The organism is Enterobacter cloacae complex sp. 309I3, from assembly GCF_050031595.1.
GTDB classification, from domain to species: Bacteria; Pseudomonadota; Gammaproteobacteria; order Enterobacterales; family Enterobacteriaceae; genus Enterobacter; species Enterobacter cloacae.
The window spans coordinates 3,178,613-3,196,034 of the sequence record NZ_JBLGWI010000001.1 but is presented as its reverse complement, the minus strand read 5'-3'; the positions used below and the strand labels follow the sequence as shown (position 1 = coordinate 3,196,034).

The following is a 17,422-nucleotide window of genomic DNA, read 5'->3' as shown; positions in this document are numbered from 1 at the left end:
ATCCCCCTCACCCTAACCCTCTCCCGAGGGGAGAGGGAACTGCCCGGTGCAGCTATTCTCCCTCTCCCTTTGGGAGAGAGGCGGGGTGAGGGATCAGGGGAAGACTATGACCACACAACGCCCTTTAGTTTCTATTTATATGCCGACATGGAATCGTCAGCAGCTGGCGATCCGTGCAATCAAATCGGTGCTGCGCCAGGATTACGATAACTGGGAGCTGATCATTGTTGATGACTGTTCCTCTTCGTATGAGCAGCTGCAAAAGTTTGTCACTGACCTCAATGACCCGCGCGTCAGCTATACCCATAACGCGATCAACTCCGGGGCGTGTGCGGTGCGTAATCAGGCAATTATGCAGGCCAAAGGGCAGTATCTGACCGGCATCGACGACGATGACGAGTGGACACCAAACCGTCTGTCCATTTTCCTGTCGCACAAGGAACAACTGGTCACCCACGCTTTCCTGTATGCCAACGACTATGTCTGTCAGGGCGAGGTTTACTCGCAGCCAGCCAGCCTGCCGCTGTATCCGAAATCACCATACTCTCGCCGCCTGTTCTACAAGCGCAACATCATCGGCAATCAGGTGTTCACCTGGGCGTGGCGCTTTAAAGAGTGCCTGTTCGATACCGAACTGAAGGCCGCGCAGGATTACGACATCTTCCTGCGAATGGTGGTGGAGTATGGCGAGCCGTGGAAGGTGGAAGAGGCCACGCAGATCCTGCACATCAACCACGGGGAGATGCAAATCACCTCCTCACCAAAAAAATTCTCGGGTTACTTCCATTTCTACCGCAAGCACAAGGATAAGTTTGACCGTGCCAGCCGGAAGTACCAGCTCTTTACCCTCTATCAGATCCGTAATAAGCGGATGACCTGGCGTACCTTGCTGACGCTGTTTTCCGTGCGCAACGGCAAGCGACTGGCTGATGGACTGCGGGGGAAATAATGTTTCTGGAAGATTGCCGCGCTAACAGCTGGAGCCTGCGCCCGTGCTGCATGGTTCTGGCGTACCGCATCGCGCATTTCTGCTCGGTGTGGCGTAAGAAAAATGTTCTGAACAACCTCTGGGCGGCACCGGTTCTGGTGCTGTACCGGATTATCACCGAATGCATTTTTGGCTATGAAATTCAGGCTGCGGCCACCATCGGCCGCCGCTTTACCATTCACCACGGTTATGCGGTGGTTATCAATAAGTTCGTGGTCGCCGGGGATGATTTCACTATTCGTCATGCGGTCACCATCGGCAACCGGGGGCCGGAGAGCCTGGCCTGCCCGGTCATCGGCAACAACGTCGAGCTGGGGGCGAACGTGGTGATCATTGGCGACATTACCATTGGTAACAACGTCACGATTGGTGCAGGCAGCGTGGTGCTGGACAGCATTCCGGATAACGCGCTGGTAGTGGGCGAAAAAGCCCGCGTGAAGGTGATCAAATGAACATTCTGCAATTTAACGTCCGTCTCGCCGAGGGCGGGGCGGCTGGCGTGGCGCTGGATCTGCACCAGCGTGCGCTGCAAAAAGGGCTTCAGTCTCGTTTTATCTACGGCTATGGCAAAGGCGGTAAGAAAAGCGTCAGCCATGATATCTATCCGCAGGTGCACAAGCAGACGCCACGTCTGACGTCTGTCGCCAACATTGCGCTGTTTCGTCTGTTTAACCGCGATCTGTTTGGCAACCTGAACAACCTCTATCGTACGGTCACGCGAACCTCCGGCCCGGTTGTGCTCCATTTTCACGTGCTGCACAGCTACTGGCTGAATCTGCAAGAGGTGGTGACGTTTTGCCAGAAGGTACAGGCTCACAAGCCGGATACCCGCTTCATCTGGACGCTGCACGACCACTGGAGCGTGACCGGGCGCTGCGCGTTCACCGACGGCTGTGAAGGCTGGAAAAACGCCTGCCAGAAGTGCCCGACATTAACCAATTACCCGCCGGTGAAAGTGGATCGCGCTCACCAGTTGGTGGACGGAAAACGTCAGCTGTTCCGCGATATGCTGTCGCTCGGCTGCACGTTTATCTCCCCAAGCCAGCATGTGGCCGATGCCTTCAACAGTCTGTATGGGGCAGGGCGGTGTCAGATCATCAACAACGGGATCGACGTGGCGACGGAAGCGATTCTGGCCGAGTTGACCCCGGTTGCGGAAACCGCAGGCAAACCGAAAATCGCAATCGTCGCGCATGACCTGCGTTACGACGGCAAAACCAACCAGCAGCTGGTACGCGACATGATGGCGCTGGGTGACAAAATCGAACTGCATACCTTCGGCAAATTCTCGCCGTTCGACGGCGCTAACGTGGTGAATCACGGGTTTGAAACGGATAAGCGCAAGCTGATGAGCGCCCTCAACGGGATGGATGCGCTGGTGTTCAGCTCGCGCGTCGATAACTACCCGCTGATCCTCTGCGAAGCGCTCTCGATTGGCGTGCCGGTGATCGCCACCCACAGCGATGCGGCGCGTGAAGTGCTGGAAAAATCGGGCGGGAAAACGTTCGCGGAACAGGAGGTGCTGCCGCTGGTGCAACTGCCGAAGCCGCAGATTGCGCAGGCCGTTTTTGGCACTGACCTGGAATCGTTCCGCAACCGCAGCCGCAAGGCCTACAGTGGACAACAGATGCTGGAGGAATATGTCTCGTTCTATCAGAGTCTGTAGTTATCTGCTGCTGCCGCTGATCTATCTGCTGGTCAACGTCAAAATTGCCCAGCTTGGCGAAAGCTTCCCGATAACCATTGTGACTTTCTTGCCCGCTCTGCTTCTGTTGTACGTCGATAAAATCAACCTCAAGAAGCTGATGATTGCCTTAGGGATGGGCTTTGGCCTGACGCTGTTTAACTACATCTTTGGCCAGTCGCTGGATCCCAGCAAGTACGTCACCTCTACCATGCTGTTTGTTTATATTGTCATTATTATTGGCATGGTCTGGAGTATTCGTTTTAAAACTATTTCTCCGCACAATTATCGGAAAATCCTCAGGCTCTTTTATATTGCCGTTGCGTTAATTGTTATGCTTGCTGCACTGGAAATGGCACAAATTATTCTCACCGGTGGTAGCAGCCTGATGGAGATGATTTCGAAATATCTCATTTACAGTAACAGCTATGTACTGAACTTCATTAAGTTTGGCGGTAAGCGTACGACAGCCCTCTATTTTGAACCGGCGTTTTTCGCTCTGGCGTTAATCTCAATTTGGCTCAGCATCAAACAGTTTGGTATCAAAACCCCTAAGACCGATGCTATGATTCTTGCAGGAATCGTTCTGTCTGGTTCGTTCTCAGGGGTCATGACATTTATCCTGTTTTACCTCCTGGAGTGGGCATTCCAGTACCTGAACAAAGATGCGATTAAGAAAAAACTGCCGCTGGCGATCATCTCCCTGACGGTATTTTTAGTAGGCGTGGTATTTGCATTCCCGTATATCTCAGAGCGTCTGGGAGATTTGGGAACGGAAGGTTCATCGTCCTATTATCGCATTATCGGGCCGCTGGTGATGGTGGGTTATTCCTTAACCCATATCGACGGCGTAGTAAGATTCGGCTCACTTTACGAATATGTTGCATCATTCGGAATCTTTAACGGTGCGGATGTCGGTAAAACCATAGACAATGGCCTGTATCTGTTAATTATTTATTTTTCGTGGTTCGCCGTACTGTTGACGCTCTGGTATCTGTTTAAAGTTTTCAAAATGATGATTAACGCGTTTGGGGATAACCAGAACTTTCGCGTGCAGCTTTATCTGTTTACGCCAGTGTCGCTGTTTTTTACGGGGTCAATATTTAGCCCGGAATATGCTTTCTTGATTGTCTGTCCGTTTATTCTGCGCAAAGCGCTTAATATTACGAACGTATGACGAAATGAGGTGATTTATGTTTCTTAGCGTCATTACTGTTGCCTTTCGTAATTACGAAGGGGTGGTAAAAACCTGGCGCTCGCTGCGCAACCTGGCGCGCGATCCGAGTCTCAGCTTTGAGTGGATCGTGGTCGATGGCGGCTCGAACGATGGCACGGCGGAGTTTCTGGAAAAACTCAACGGTGAGTTCAACTTACGCTTCGTAAGTGAGAAAGATAAAGGCATCTACGATGCGATGAACAAAGGCATTAACATGGCGCAAGGCCGTTATGCCATCTTCCTTAACTCGGGCGATGTGTTCCATGACGATGTGGCCCAGTTTGCCCGTCAGCTGGCGCGCCAGAAAGATGACGCGATGTATATTGGCGATGCGCTGCTCGATTTTGGCGACGGGCATAAAATTTGCCGCAGCGCGAAACCCGGCTGGTATATCTATCACAGTTTACCGGCAAGCCATCAGGCCATTTTCTTCCCGGTAAAAGGTCTGAAAAAACAGCCTTACGATCTGCAGTATAAAGTGTCATCAGATTATGCCCTGGCCGCCAGTCTGTATAAATCAGGCTACCCGTTCCGTCGAATTAAAGGGCTGGTGTCTGAATTTTCAATGGGCGGTGTATCCACCTCGAATAATCTGGAATTGTGCCAGGATGCAAAAAACGTACAGCGTAAGATATTACGCGTGCCTGCATTCTGGGCGGAATTGTCTTATTTATTCCGCCTGCGCACCACGGGTAAAACGAAAACCTTATATAACAAAGCCTGAATATAAGGAAATGTAATGCAGGATCTTAACGGGTTCACCGTGCCGAAAGGTTTTCGGGGCGGGAACGGAATTAAAGTGCAGTTATGGTGGGCCGTTCAGGCCACCTTATTTGCCTGGTCACCGCAAATACTGTATCGCTGGCGTGCCTTTTTATTGCGTCTGTTTGGCGCAAAAATCGGAAAAAACGTAGTTATTCGTCCATCGGTAAAAATTACTTACCCCTGGAAATTAACGCTTGGCGATTACGCCTGGGTAGGGGATGACGCCGTGTTATATACCCTTGGCGATATCACGATTGGTGCAAACGCAGTGGTGTCACAGAAGTGTTATTTGTGTACCGGCAGCCACGATTTTATGAGTCAGCATTTTGATATTACCGCTTCGCCAATTGTGATTGGCGAAAAATGCTGGCTGGCAACAGATGTATTTGTTGCACCTGGTGTTTCTGTTGGCGATGGCACGGTAGTCGGTGCCCGCAGCAGCGTTTTTAAATCGCTACCGGCAAATAAAATTTGCCGTGGCAACCCCGCAGTGGTGATACGCGAACGCGTTGAAACTGATTAAATTCATAAGTAGAGGAATATAAACATGTCTAAAGTCGCTCTCATCACCGGCGTTACCGGGCAGGATGGTTCTTACCTGGCAGAGTTACTGCTGGAAAAAGGTTATGAAGTTCACGGTATTAAGCGTCGTGCTTCTTCTTTCAACACGGAACGTGTGGATCATATTTACCAGGATCCGCATGCGGCGAACCCGAAATTCCATCTGCACTACGGCGACCTGACCGATACCTCCAACCTGACCCGCATCCTGCAGGAAGTACAGCCGGATGAAGTTTACAACCTGGGCGCGATGAGCCACGTAGCGGTTTCTTTCGAATCCCCGGAATACACCGCTGACGTTGACGCCATGGGTACGCTGCGTCTGCTGGAAGCGATTCGTTTCCTCGGCCTTGAGAAGAAAACCCGTTTCTACCAGGCATCCACCTCTGAACTGTACGGTCTGGTGCAGGAAATCCCGCAGAAAGAGACCACCCCGTTCTACCCACGTTCTCCTTACGCGGTAGCCAAACTGTATGCCTACTGGATCACCGTAAACTACCGTGAATCTTACGGCATGTACGCCTGTAACGGCATTCTGTTTAACCACGAATCCCCACGTCGTGGCGAAACCTTCGTGACCCGTAAAATTACCCGCGCTATCGCCAACATCGCTCAGGGTCTGGAATCCTGCCTGCACCTCGGCAACATGGACTCCCTGCGTGACTGGGGCCATGCCAAAGACTACGTGAAGATGCAGTGGATGATGCTGCAGCAGGAGCAGCCAGAAGACTTCGTGATTGCGACCGGCGTGCAGTACTCCGTCCGTCAATTCGTGGAAATGGCTGCCGCACAGCTGGGTATCAAACTGCGCTTCGAAGGCACTGGCGTGGAAGAGAAGGGGATCGTTGTCTCTGTGACCGGCCATGACGCACCGGGCGTGAAACCAGGTGATGTGATTGTGCAGGTTGACCCGCGTTACTTCCGTCCTGCGGAAGTGGAAACCCTGCTGGGCGACCCAACCAAAGCGCACGAGAAACTGGGCTGGAAACCAGAAACCACTCTGCAGGAGATGGTCTCTGAGATGGTAGCCAAAGATCTTGAAGCAGCGAAAAAACACTCCCTGCTCAAATCTCATGGCTACGAGGTTGCCATCGCGCTGGAGTCCTGAGAATGACAAAACAACGTATTTTTGTCGCCGGTCATCGCGGAATGGTGGGTTCCGCGATTGTTCGCCAGCTGGAGCAGCGCGGTGACGTGGAAGTGGTTGTCCGTACCCGCGACGAGCTGAATCTGCTCGATAGCCGTGCGGTACAGGACTTCTTTGCCAATGAACGTATCGATCAGGTGTATCTGGCGGCGGCAAAAGTGGGCGGCATTGTCGCTAACAACACTTACCCGGCAGATTTCATCTACGAGAACATGATGATTGAGAGCAACATCATTCACGCGGCACATCTGCACAACGTGAACAAGCTGTTGTTCCTCGGCTCATCCTGTATCTACCCGAAAATGGCGAAACAGCCGATCGCCGAGAGCGAACTGTTGCAGGGGACGCTGGAAGCAACCAACGAGCCGTACGCCATTGCCAAAATTGCCGGGATCAAGCTGTGCGAGTCCTACAACCGTCAGTACAACCGTGACTATCGCTCGGTGATGCCGACCAACCTGTACGGGCCGCACGATAACTTCCACCCGAGCAACTCGCACGTGATCCCGGCGCTGCTGCGTCGTTTCCACGAGGCGACCGCCGAGAACGCACCGGATGTGGTGGTGTGGGGCAGCGGCACGCCGATGCGCGAATTCCTGCACGTGGATGACATGGCCGCGGCCAGCATTCACGTGATGGAGCTGGATCGAGAGGTGTGGCAGGAGAACACCGAGCCGATGCTGTCGCACATCAACGTTGGCACTGGCGTGGATTGCACCATTCGCGAGCTGGCGCAGACCATCGCCCAGGTGGTGGGCTACAAGGGCCGCGTGGTGTTTGACGCCACCAAACCGGACGGCACGCCGCGCAAACTGCTGGACGTCACCCGTCTGCATCAGCTGGGCTGGTATCACGAGGTGTCGCTGGAACAAGGGCTGGCAAGTACCTACCAGTGGTTCCTGGAAAACCAGCACCGCTTCCGGGGGTAACAATGTTTTTAAGTCAGGAAGATTTTGCCACGGTAGTGCGCTCCACTCCGCTCATCTCAATTGATTTGATCGTGGAGAACGAACGCGGCGAGTTCTTGCTGGGGAAACGAACCAATCGTCCTGCTCAGGGCTTCTGGTTCGTGCCCGGCGGGCGCGTGCAGAAGGATGAGACGCTGGCCAACGCGTTTGAGCGTCTCACTCTGGCGGAACTGGGCCTGCAACTGCCGATGGCAGCAGGCCAGTTTTACGGGGTCTGGCAGCACTTCTATGACGATAACTTTTCAGGTACCGGCTTCACCACGCACTACATCGTGCTGGGGTTCCGCCTGAAGGTGAGTGAGGCAGACCTGCGTCTGCCTGATTCTCAGCACGACGACTACCGCTGGCAGACGCCAGAGGCGCTGCTGGCCAGCGACAATGTGCATGACAACAGTCGTGCCTATTTCCTGGCCGATCGTCAGTCTGAGGTGCCGGGACTATGAAGATCCTCGTATATGGAATCAACTACTCGCCGGAATTGACCGGTATCGGGAAATACACCGGCGAGATGGTCGAGTGGATGGCGAGCCAGGGACATGACGTGCGGGTCATTACCGCGCCGCCGTACTACCCGGAATGGAAAGTGGGCGAGCGCTACTCCAGCTGGCGCTATCGCCGCGAAGAGGGCGCTGCGACCGTCTGGCGTTGCCCGCTGTACGTGCCGAAACAGCCCTCGACGCTGAAACGTTTAATTCATCTGGGCAGCTTTGCCCTGAGCAGTTTCTTCCCGCTGATGGCGCAGCGTCGCTGGAAGCCGGACCGCATCATCGGCGTGGTGCCGACGCTGTTCTGCACGCCGGGCATGCGGCTGCTGGGCAAGCTCTCCGGTGCGCGCACGTTGCTGCACATTCAGGATTATGAAGTCGACGCCATGCTGGGCCTGGGGATGGCAGGTAAAGGCAAGGGCGGCAAAGTGGCGAAACTCGCCAGCGCTTTTGAGCGCAGCGGTCTGCATAACGTGGATTATGTCTCCACCATCTCGCGCTCGATGATGAACAAAGCGCAGGAGAAGGGCGTCGCGCCGGAAAAGGTGATCTTTTTCCCGAACTGGTCCGAAGTGGCCCGTTTCCGTGACGTAACAGAATACGACGCGCAGGCGCTTCGCGCAGAGCTCGGTTTGCCTGATGACCAAAAAATCATTCTTTATTCAGGCAATATCGGCGAAAAGCAGGGGCTGGAGAACGTTATCGAGGCGGCTCAACAGCTTAGCGAACATCCGTGGATGTTTGTGATTGTCGGTCAGGGCGGCGGAAAAGCGCGTCTGGAGAAGATGGCCAGTGAACGCGGCCTGACTAACGTGAAATTCTTCCCGCTTCAGTCTTACGAGGCGCTGCCTGCGCTGCTGAAGATGGGTGACTGCCATCTGGTGGTGCAAAAGCGCGGCGCGGCGGATGCGGTGCTGCCGTCCAAGCTGACCAACATTCTGGCCGTGGGCGGGAACGCTGTGATCACGGCAGAAGCCGAAACCGAATTAGGCCAGCTGTGTGACAGCTACCCGGGGATCGCCGTTTGCGTGGAGCCGGAATCGGTTCCGGCGCTGGTGACCGGAATTGAACAGGCACTCGCCATGCCAAAAGTGAACACGGTGGCACGTGAATATGCCGAACGCACGCTCGAGAAAGAGAACGTGCTGAGCCAATTTATTGCAGATATACGGGGATAAATCATGAGTCAAACCACGTTGTATCCGGTTGTGATGGCAGGTGGCTCTGGTAGCCGGTTGTGGCCGCTGTCCCGCGTGCTCTATCCAAAACAGTTCCTCTGCCTGAAAGGGGATCTCACCATGCTGCAAACGACGGTTAACCGTCTGCAGGGTGTGGAGTGTGAAAGCCCGGTGGTGATTTGTAACGAACAGCACCGCTTTATTGTTGCCGAGCAGCTGCGCCAGCTGAACAAACTCACAGAAAATATCATTCTGGAGCCTGCCGGACGAAATACCGCCCCAGCCATTGCCCTGGCGGCGCTGGCGGCAAAACGCAGCAGCCCGGATTGCGATCCGCTGATGCTGGTCCTGGCGGCAGACCACGTCATTCAGCAGGAAGAGGCGTTCCGCGACGCGGTGCGGGCGGCCATTCCTTACGCAGAAAGCGGCAAGCTGGTGACCTTCGGCATCGTGCCGGATCTGCCAGAAACCGGCTATGGCTATATCCGCCGCGGCAGCGTGACGCCGGGCGAAGGCGACAGCGTGGCGTTTGACGTGGCGCAGTTCGTTGAGAAACCGAATCTGGAAACCGCGCAGGCCTACGTTGCCAGCGGTGAATACTACTGGAACAGCGGTATGTTCCTGTTCCGCGCCGGTCGCTATCTGGAAGAACTGCAAAAGTATCGTCCGGATATCCTGAGCGCCTGCGAAAAAGCCATGAACGTGGTGGATCCGGACCTCGACTTTATTCGCGTCGACGAAGCCGCTTTCCTCGCCTGCCCTGAAGAGTCCATTGACTATGCGGTGATGGAGCGCACGGCGGATGCGGTGGTGGTGCCGATGGATGCAGGCTGGAGCGATGTTGGCTCCTGGTCCTCCCTGTGGGAGATCAGCGCCCATACCCCGGAGGGTAACGTCCATCACGGTGATGTGATTAGCCACAAAACCGAGAACAGCTACGTCTACGCCGAATCCGGCCTCGTGACCACGGTGGGGGTGAAGGATCTGGTGGTCGTCCAGACCAAAGACGCCGTGCTGATTGCCGACCGTAACGCCGTGCAGGACGTTAAAAAGGTGGTGGAGAAGATCAAAGCCGACGGTCGCCACGAGCACCATATTCACCGCGAAGTGTACCGGCCGTGGGGCAAATACGACTCCATCGATGCGGGCGAACGTTACCAGGTGAAGCGCATTACCGTGAAGCCGGGCGAAGGCCTGTCGGTACAGATGCATCACCATCGTGCCGAGCACTGGGTGGTGGTAGCGGGTACCGCCAAAGTGACCATCGACGGTGAAGTGAAACTGCTCGGTGAAAACGAGTCAATTTATATTCCGCTGGGGGCGACACACTGTCTGGAAAACCCAGGGAAGATACCTCTCGATTTAATTGAAGTGCGCTCCGGCGCGTATCTGGAAGAGGACGATATTGTCCGTTTCCAGGACCGCTACGGTCGGGTGTAACCGCTTCGCATCATGCCCGGTGGCGCTGTGCTTACCGGGCCTACGAATGAATAAAAAATATTTTGCCTGTTAATTGGGCGGGCCAACTGTTGCCTGAAAAAGGGGTCATGATGGAAAAGTTAACCTGTTTTAAAGCCTACGATATTCGCGGCAAGCTGGGTGAAGAGCTGAATGAAGACATTGCGTGGCGCATCGGCCGCGCGTACGGCGAATACCTGAAACCGAAAACTATTGTACTGGGTGGCGACGTGCGTCTGACCAGCGAATCCCTGAAGCTGGCGCTGGCGAAAGGGCTGCAGGACGCGGGCGTGGACGTGCTGGATATCGGCCTTTCCGGTACCGAAGAGATCTATTTTGCCACCTTCCACCTGGGCGTGGACGGCGGGATTGAAGTCACGGCCAGCCATAATCCGATGGATTACAACGGTATGAAGCTGGTGCGCAAGGGTGCGCGCCCTATCAGCGGTGATACCGGCCTGCGCGACGTGCAGCGTCTGGCGGAAGCCAACGACTTCCCGCCGGTGAACGAGTCTGCACGCGGCAGCTACAAGCAGATCGATCTGCGTAAAGAGTACATTGACCACCTGCTGGGTTACATCAACGTAGCAAACCTTAAGCCGCTGAAGCTGGTCATCAACTCCGGCAACGGCGCGGCGGGCCCGGTGGTGGATGCCCTGGAAGCCCGCTTTAAGGCGCTGAACGTGCCGGTGACCTTCGTCAAGGTACACAACACCCCGGATGGCAACTTCCCGAACGGTATCCCGAACCCGCTGCTGCCAGAGTGCCGCGACGACACCCGCAATGCGGTGATTGAACACGGTGCGGATATGGGCATCGCCTTTGACGGCGATTTCGACCGCTGCTTCCTGTTCGACGAAAAAGGGCAGTTCATCGAGGGCTATTACATTGTCGGCCTGCTGGCGGAAGCGTTCCTCGAGAAAAATCCGGGGGCGAAGATCATTCATGACCCGCGCCTCTCCTGGAACACCGTTGACGTGGTGTCAGCGGCAGGCGGTACGCCGGTGATGTCCAAAACCGGTCACGCGTTTATTAAAGAGCGTATGCGCGAAGAAGACGCCATCTACGGCGGCGAGATGAGCGCCCATCACTACTTCCGCGATTTTGCCTACTGCGACAGCGGGATGATCCCGTGGCTGCTGGTGACCGAACTGCTGTGCCTGAAAGGTCAGACCCTGGGCGAGCTGGTGCGCGACCGTATGGCGGCCTTCCCGGCAAGTGGAGAGATCAACAGCAAACTGGCGCAGCCGGCTGAGGCCATTGCCCGCGTGGAACAGCACTTTGCTATTCACGCGCTGGAAATTGACCGTACCGACGGTATCAGCATGGCGTTCCCGCAGTGGCGCTTTAACCTGCGCTCGTCCAATACCGAGCCGGTGGTGCGCCTGAACGTGGAATCCCGCGCCGACACCGCGCTGATGGAAGCCCGAACGAAGGACATTCTGGCGCTGTTGAATCAGTAATCATTGCCCCTCACCCCAGCCCTCTCCCCACAGGGGAGAGGGTGTTCAAGTTCCCTCTCCCCGGTGGGGAGAGGGTTAGGGTGAGGGGTAAGGTTTTGAACTAAAGGAACAACGATGACGAATCTAAAAAAGCGCGAACGAGCGAGAACGAATGCATCGTTAATCTCTATGGTGCAGCGTTTTTCTGATATCACCATCATGGTCGGCGGATTGTGGGCGGTGTGTTGGATCAGCGGGCAATCGTTCTTATACATGCACCTGCTGATGGCACTGATTGCGCTGGTCGTGTTTCAGATGATCGGCGGGATGACGGATTTCTATCGTTCGTGGCGTGGCGTCAAGATGACCACCGAACTGATGCTGTTGCTGCAGAACTGGACCTTAAGCCTGATCTTCAGCGCGGGCCTGGTGGCGTTCAGCCATGATTTTGATAATCGTCTGGTGACGTATCTTTGCTGGTATCTGTTAACCAGCGTCGGCATGGTGGTTTGCCGCTCCCTGATCCGCTTTGGCGCGGGCTGGTTGCGTAACCGTGGTTACAACCGCCGCTATGTCGCCGTTGCCGGCGATCTGCCGGTGGGCCAGGTGCTGCTTGATAGCTTCCGCAAAGAGCCGTGGTTAGGTTTTGAAGTGGTTGGGATCTACCACGACGCGAAACCGGGTGGCGTGCCGTCGGACTGGGCGGGCAACTACGACCAGCTTATTGACGATGCGAAAGCGGGCAAAATTCACAACGTCTACATTGCCATGCAGATGAAAGAGGAGTCCCGCATTAAGAAACTGATGCGCGACCTGGCGGACACCACCTGTTCCGTGATCCTCATTCCGGACGTCTTTACCTTCAACATTCTCCATTCCCGTATCGAAGAGGTGAACGGTGTACCGGTAGTGCCGCTGTACGACACGCCGCTGTCAGGTATCAACCGTGTTCTCAAACGCCTGGAAGACATTGTGCTCTCTTCGCTGATCCTTCTGCTGATCTCTCCGGTGCTGTGCTGCATTGCCCTGGCGGTGAAACTGAGCTCTCCCGGCCCGGTCATCTTCCGTCAGACGCGCTACGGCATGGACGGCAAGCCGATCATGGTGTGGAAATTCCGCTCCATGAAGGTGATGGAGAACGACAAAGTGGTGACGCAGGCTACGCAGAACGATCCGCGCGTGACCCGCGTGGGGAATTTCCTGCGCCGCACCTCGCTGGACGAGCTGCCGCAGTTTATCAACGTCTTTACCGGCGGTATGTCGATTGTCGGGCCACGTCCGCATGCGGTTGCCCATAACGAGCAGTACCGTTCTCTGATTGAAGGCTACATGCTGCGCCATAAAGTGAAACCAGGCATTACCGGCTGGGCGCAAATCAACGGCTGGCGCGGTGAAACCGACACGCTGGAAAAAATGGAAAAACGCATTGAATTCGACCTTGAGTACATCCGTGAGTGGAGCCTCTGGTTCGATATCAAAATTGTTTTTCTGACCATCTTCAAAGGTTTCGTGAACAAAGCGGCGTACTAAGATGAGCTTACGTGAAAAAACCATCAGCGGCGCCAAGTGGTCAGCGATGGCGACTATCGTCATCATTGGCCTGGGGCTGGTGCAGATGACCGTGCTGGCGCGCATTATCGATAATCATCAGTTCGGTCTGCTGACCGTCTCGCTGGTGATTATCGCGCTGGCCGACACGCTGTCTGACTTCGGTATCGCCAACTCGATTATCCAGCGCAAAGAGATTAGCCAGCTGGAGCTGACCACGCTCTACTGGCTGAACGTGGGGCTGGGGATGTTTGTTTTTGTGCTGGTGTTCCTGCTGAGCGATGTGATCGCCAGCGTGCTGCACAACCCGGATCTGGCCCCGCTGATGCGCACGCTGTCGTTTGCCTTTGTGGTGATCCCGCACGGGCAGCAGTTCCGCGCGCTGATGCAAAAAGAGCTTGAGTTCAACAAGATCGGCATGATTGAAACCAGCGCCGTTCTGGCGGGCTTTACCTTCACGGTGGTGAGCGCCCATTTCTGGCCGCTGGCCATGACCGCCATTCTGGGGTATCTGGTGAACTCTACCGTGCGTACGCTGCTGTTCGGCTACTTTGGCCGCAAGATCTACCGCCCGGGGCTGCATTTTTCCCTGGCGTCCGTCTCCTCGAACCTGCGCTTTGGCGCCTGGCTGACGGCCGACAGCATCATCAACTATGTCAACACCAACCTTTCCACGCTGGTGCTGGCGCGCATTCTGGGGGCGAGCGTCGCTGGGGGCTATAACCTGGCCTACAACGTTGCGGTCGTCCCGCCAATGAAGCTGAACCCGATTATCACCCGCGTGTTGTTCCCGGCGTTCGCCAAAATTCAGGACGACACTGAAAAGCTGCGCGTCAACTTCTACAAGCTGCTCTCCGTGGTCGGCATTATTAACTTCCCGGTACTATTGGGTCTGATGGTGGTGTCGAGCAACTTTGTGCCGCTGGTATTTGGCGAGAAGTGGAACAGCATCATCCCGATCCTGCAGTTGCTCTGTGTGGTGGGGCTGCTGCGCTCCGTGGGTAACCCGATTGGCTCCCTGCTGATGGCGAAAGCGCGCGTGGATATCAGCTTTAAATTCAACGTATTTAAAACCTTCCTGTTTATTCCGGCAATTATCGTCGGCGGACACATGGCGGGCGCCATTGGCGTCACGCTGGGCTTTCTGCTGGTGCAAATCATCAACACCGTGCTGAGCTACTTCATCATGATCAAGCCGGTGCTGGGCTCCAGCTACCGTCAGTACATCCTGAGCCTGTGGCTGCCGTTTTATCTCTCCTTGCCGACCCTGGTGGTGAGCTACGGTCTGGGCGTGCTCCTGAAGGGGCATCTGCCACTGGCCGCGCTGCTGGCAGTGCAGGTTGCTGCGGGCGCACTGGCGTTTGGGGTGATGATTGTGCTGTCACGCAATGCGCTGGTGGTGGAGATGAAGCGCCAGTTTTGCCGTAACGAAAAAATGAAAACGCTGCTTCGCGCAGGCTAGTTATTTAAGAGGCCATTATGAAATTATTAATTCTTGGCAACCATACCTGCGGCAACCGTGGCGACAGCGCCATCCTGCGCGGTTTATTGGATGCAATTAACACCCTTAAGCCTGAGACAGAAGTGGACGTGATGAGCCGTTACCCGGTCAGCTCATCCTGGTTACTGAACCGCCCGGTGATGGGCGACCCGCTCTACAGCCAGATGAAACAGCACAATAACGCTGCGGGCGTGATGGGACGCGTGAAGAAAGTGTTGCGTCGCCGCTACCAGCATCAGGTGCTGCTTTCTCGCGTAACCGACACCGGCAAGCTGCGCAACATCGCCATCGCGCAGGGCTTTACCGATTTTGTGCGTCTGCTTTCCGGCTATGACGCCATCATTCAGGTGGGCGGTTCGTTCTTCGTCGATCTCTACGGCGTGCCGCAGTTTGAGCATGCCCTCTGTACCTTTATGGCGAAGAAGCCGCTGTTTATGATTGGTCACAGCGTCGGGCCATTCCAGGAACCTCAGTTCAACCAGCTGGCAAACTATGTGTTTGGCCACTGCGATGCCCTGATTTTACGTGAATCAGTCAGCCTCGACATGATGAAGCGCAGCGAGATCGACACCTCGAAAGTCGAGCACGGCGTGGATACCGCGTGGCTGGTGGATCACCAGGACGACAGCTTCCAGCCGAGCTACGCGGTGCAGCACTGGCTGGACGTGGCGGCGAAACAGAAAACCGTCGCCATTACCCTGCGCGAGCTGGCACCTTTTGATAAGCGTTTAGGCACCACTCAGGCCGCCTATGAGAAGGCCTTTGCCGAGGTCGTTAACCGCGTGCTGGACAGCGGTTATCAGGTGCTGGCGCTCTCCACCTGTACCGGTATCGATAGTTACAACAAGGATGATCGCATGGTGGCGCTTAACCTGCGCCATCTGGTGAACGATCCGTCCCGGTATCATGTGGTGATGGACGAACTGAACGATCTGGAGATGGGCAAACTGCTCTCAGCCTGTGACCTGACCGTGGGTACCCGTCTGCACTCTGCCATCATCTCGATGAACTTTGGCACGCCAGCCATTGCCATCAACTATGAGCACAAGTCTGCCGGGATTATGCAGCAGCTGGGGATGCCGGAAATGGCCGTGGATATCCGTCATCTGCTGGATGGCTCGCTCGGCGCAATGGTGGGCGACACCCTTGGGCAACTGCCCGCCGTGAATGAGCGCCTGGCCGTGGCGGTGAAAGCCGAGCGCGAAAAGGGAATGGGGATGGTGAAGTCGGTGCTTGACCGCGTGCGGGAGGGGAAATGAAGGTTGGTTTCTTCTTACTGAAATTTCCACTGTCGTCTGAAACCTTTGTACTCAATCAAATCACCGCGTTTATCGATATGGGATATGACGTGGAAATTATCGCCCTGCAAAAGGGCGATACGCAAAACACCCATGCGGCGTATACCCAGTATGGGCTGGAGGCGAAAACCCGCTGGCTGCAGGATGAGCCATCCGGAAAAGTGAACAAGCTGCGCTACCGTGCCAGCCAGACTTTACGCGGGCTCCATCGTGCGTCGACCTGGCGAGCGCTGAACATCTCCCGCTATGGCGCGGAGTCGCGCAATCTGATCCTGTCGGCCATCTGCGGGCAGACGGCGCAGCCGTACCGCGCTGATGTCTTTATCGCCCACTTTGGCCCGGCAGGGGTGACCGCAGCCAAACTGCGCGAGCTGGGGGTGATTGACGGGAAGATCGCCACGATCTTCCACGGCATTGATATCTCCAGCCGTGAAGTGCTGAACCACTACACGCCGGAGTATCAGCAGCTGTTCCAGCGCGGCGACATGATGCTGCCCATCAGCGACCTGTGGGCCGGACGCCTCAAAAAGATGGGCTGCCCGGGCGAGAAAATCACCGTCTCGCGGATGGGGGTGGATTTGGCGCGTTTTACCCGACGTCCGGTCAAGGTGCCGGGTAAACCGCTGCAGATTATCTCCGTTGCCCGACTGACCGAGAAAAAAGGGCTGCATGTGGCGATTGAAGCCTGCCGCCAGCTCAAGGCGCGCGGGGTGGATTTCCGTTATCGCATACTCGGTATCGGCCCGTGGGAGCGTCGTCTGCGCACGCTTATTGAACAGTATGAGCTGGAAACGCACGTGGAGATGCCCGGCTTTAAGCCGAGCCACGAGGTGAAGGCCATGCTCGATGAAGCCGACGTGTTTCTGCTGCCGTCCGTTACCGGCGCCGATGGCGACATGGAAGGCATACCGGTGGCGCTGATGGAAGCGATGGCGGTGGGGATCCCGGTGGTATCGACGCTGCACAGCGGGATCCCGGAGCTGATCAAGTCAGACCATTCCGGCTGGCTGGTCCCCGAAAATAACGCCATGGCCCTGGCCGATCGGCTGGCCGCGTTTAGCGATATCGACCAGCAGGCGCTGGAGCCCGTGCTGCACAATGCCCGACAAAAAGTCGAGGCAGATTTTAACCAGCAGGTGATCAATCGCCAGTTAGCGAGCCTGCTGCAAACGTTGTAACGCCG

16 protein-coding genes are annotated in these 17,422 nt (G+C 55.7%); all 16 read left to right on the top strand.

What is annotated here, in order from left to right; all coding sequences use genetic code 11:
• The first annotated feature begins 106 nt into the window (after positions 1-106).
• The 16 genes from wcaA to wcaL all read left to right on the top strand — a co-directional run bounded on the left by wcaA (position 107) and on the right by wcaL (position 17,417).
• Positions 107-949 carry a colanic acid biosynthesis glycosyltransferase WcaA gene (wcaA, locus tag ACQG22_RS15230; protein ID WP_013097880.1) on the top strand — a complete coding sequence of 281 codons (843 nt, stop codon included), beginning with the start codon at positions 107-109 and terminating at the stop codon, positions 947-949.
• Positions 949-1,440 carry a colanic acid biosynthesis acetyltransferase WcaB gene (gene wcaB / locus ACQG22_RS15225; protein WP_013097879.1) on the top strand — a complete coding sequence of 164 codons (492 nt, stop codon included), beginning with the start codon at positions 949-951 and terminating at the stop codon, positions 1,438-1,440. Before wcaA ends, wcaB begins: the two co-directional genes overlap by 1 nt.
• Positions 1,437-2,654, top strand: a complete 1,218-nt coding sequence (wcaC, locus tag ACQG22_RS15220) for a colanic acid biosynthesis glycosyltransferase WcaC (protein ID WP_047023870.1) — start codon at positions 1,437-1,439, stop codon at positions 2,652-2,654. Before wcaB ends, wcaC begins: the two co-directional genes overlap by 4 nt.
• Positions 2,629-3,849, top strand: a complete 1,221-nt coding sequence (gene wcaD, locus ACQG22_RS15215; protein WP_045903315.1) for a colanic acid polymerase WcaD — start codon at positions 2,629-2,631, stop codon at positions 3,847-3,849. The genes wcaC and wcaD overlap by 26 nt, the downstream gene beginning before the upstream one ends.
• Before the next feature lie 16 nt (positions 3,850-3,865).
• Positions 3,866-4,612 carry a colanic acid biosynthesis glycosyltransferase WcaE gene (gene wcaE, locus ACQG22_RS15210; RefSeq protein WP_013097876.1) on the top strand — a complete coding sequence of 249 codons (747 nt, stop codon included), beginning with the start codon at positions 3,866-3,868 and terminating at the stop codon, positions 4,610-4,612.
• A 15-nt stretch (positions 4,613-4,627) separates the two neighbouring features.
• Positions 4,628-5,176 (top strand): colanic acid biosynthesis acetyltransferase WcaF, encoded by a 549-nt coding sequence (gene wcaF, locus ACQG22_RS15205; RefSeq protein ID WP_013097875.1) that lies wholly within the window; start codon positions 4,628-4,630, stop codon positions 5,174-5,176.
• A gap of 24 nt (positions 5,177-5,200) precedes the next feature.
• A complete protein-coding gene (gmd, locus tag ACQG22_RS15200; RefSeq protein WP_003863514.1) occupies positions 5,201-6,322 on the top strand; it encodes a GDP-mannose 4,6-dehydratase in 1,122 nt (373 codons plus the stop codon).
• Between the two features lie 2 nt (positions 6,323-6,324).
• Entirely contained in the window at positions 6,325-7,290 is a 966-nt protein-coding gene (gene fcl, locus ACQG22_RS15195) for a GDP-L-fucose synthase (RefSeq protein WP_013097874.1), read from the top strand.
• A gap of 2 nt (positions 7,291-7,292) precedes the next feature.
• Entirely contained in the window at positions 7,293-7,772 is a 480-nt protein-coding gene (locus tag ACQG22_RS15190; RefSeq protein ID WP_013097873.1) for a GDP-mannose mannosyl hydrolase, read from the top strand.
• Entirely contained in the window at positions 7,769-8,992 is a 1,224-nt protein-coding gene (gene wcaI / locus ACQG22_RS15185; RefSeq protein ID WP_095908024.1) for a colanic acid biosynthesis fucosyltransferase WcaI, read from the top strand. The genes ACQG22_RS15190 and wcaI overlap by 4 nt, the downstream gene beginning before the upstream one ends.
• Positions 8,993-8,995: 3 nt before the next feature.
• Positions 8,996-10,432, top strand: coding sequence for a mannose-1-phosphate guanyltransferase (gene cpsB, locus ACQG22_RS15180; protein ID WP_000084309.1), 1,437 nt, complete (start codon positions 8,996-8,998; stop codon positions 10,430-10,432).
• 110 nt (positions 10,433-10,542) lie between these two features.
• Positions 10,543-11,913 carry a colanic acid biosynthesis phosphomannomutase CpsG gene (gene cpsG, locus ACQG22_RS15175; protein WP_013097871.1) on the top strand — a complete coding sequence of 457 codons (1,371 nt, stop codon included), beginning with the start codon at positions 10,543-10,545 and terminating at the stop codon, positions 11,911-11,913.
• Between the two features lie 114 nt (positions 11,914-12,027).
• On the top strand, positions 12,028-13,422 hold the full coding sequence (gene wcaJ, locus ACQG22_RS15170) for an undecaprenyl-phosphate glucose phosphotransferase (protein ID WP_014832616.1): 1,395 nt from the start codon (positions 12,028-12,030) through the stop codon (positions 13,420-13,422).
• Between the two features lies 1 nt (position 13,423).
• The gene (gene wzxC / locus ACQG22_RS15165) at positions 13,424-14,902 is read left to right on the top strand and encodes a colanic acid undecaprenyl disphosphate flippase WzxC (RefSeq protein ID WP_045294482.1); all 1,479 of its coding nucleotides are present in this window, start codon (positions 13,424-13,426) and stop codon (positions 14,900-14,902) included.
• A gap of 17 nt (positions 14,903-14,919) precedes the next feature.
• Positions 14,920-16,200, top strand: coding sequence for a colanic acid biosynthesis pyruvyl transferase WcaK (gene wcaK, locus ACQG22_RS15160; RefSeq protein WP_021558691.1), 1,281 nt, complete (start codon positions 14,920-14,922; stop codon positions 16,198-16,200).
• On the top strand, positions 16,197-17,417 hold the full coding sequence (gene wcaL, locus ACQG22_RS15155; RefSeq protein ID WP_020690194.1) for a colanic acid biosynthesis glycosyltransferase WcaL: 1,221 nt from the start codon (positions 16,197-16,199) through the stop codon (positions 17,415-17,417). The genes wcaK and wcaL overlap by 4 nt, the downstream gene beginning before the upstream one ends.
• Positions 17,418-17,422: the final 5 nt, after the last annotated feature.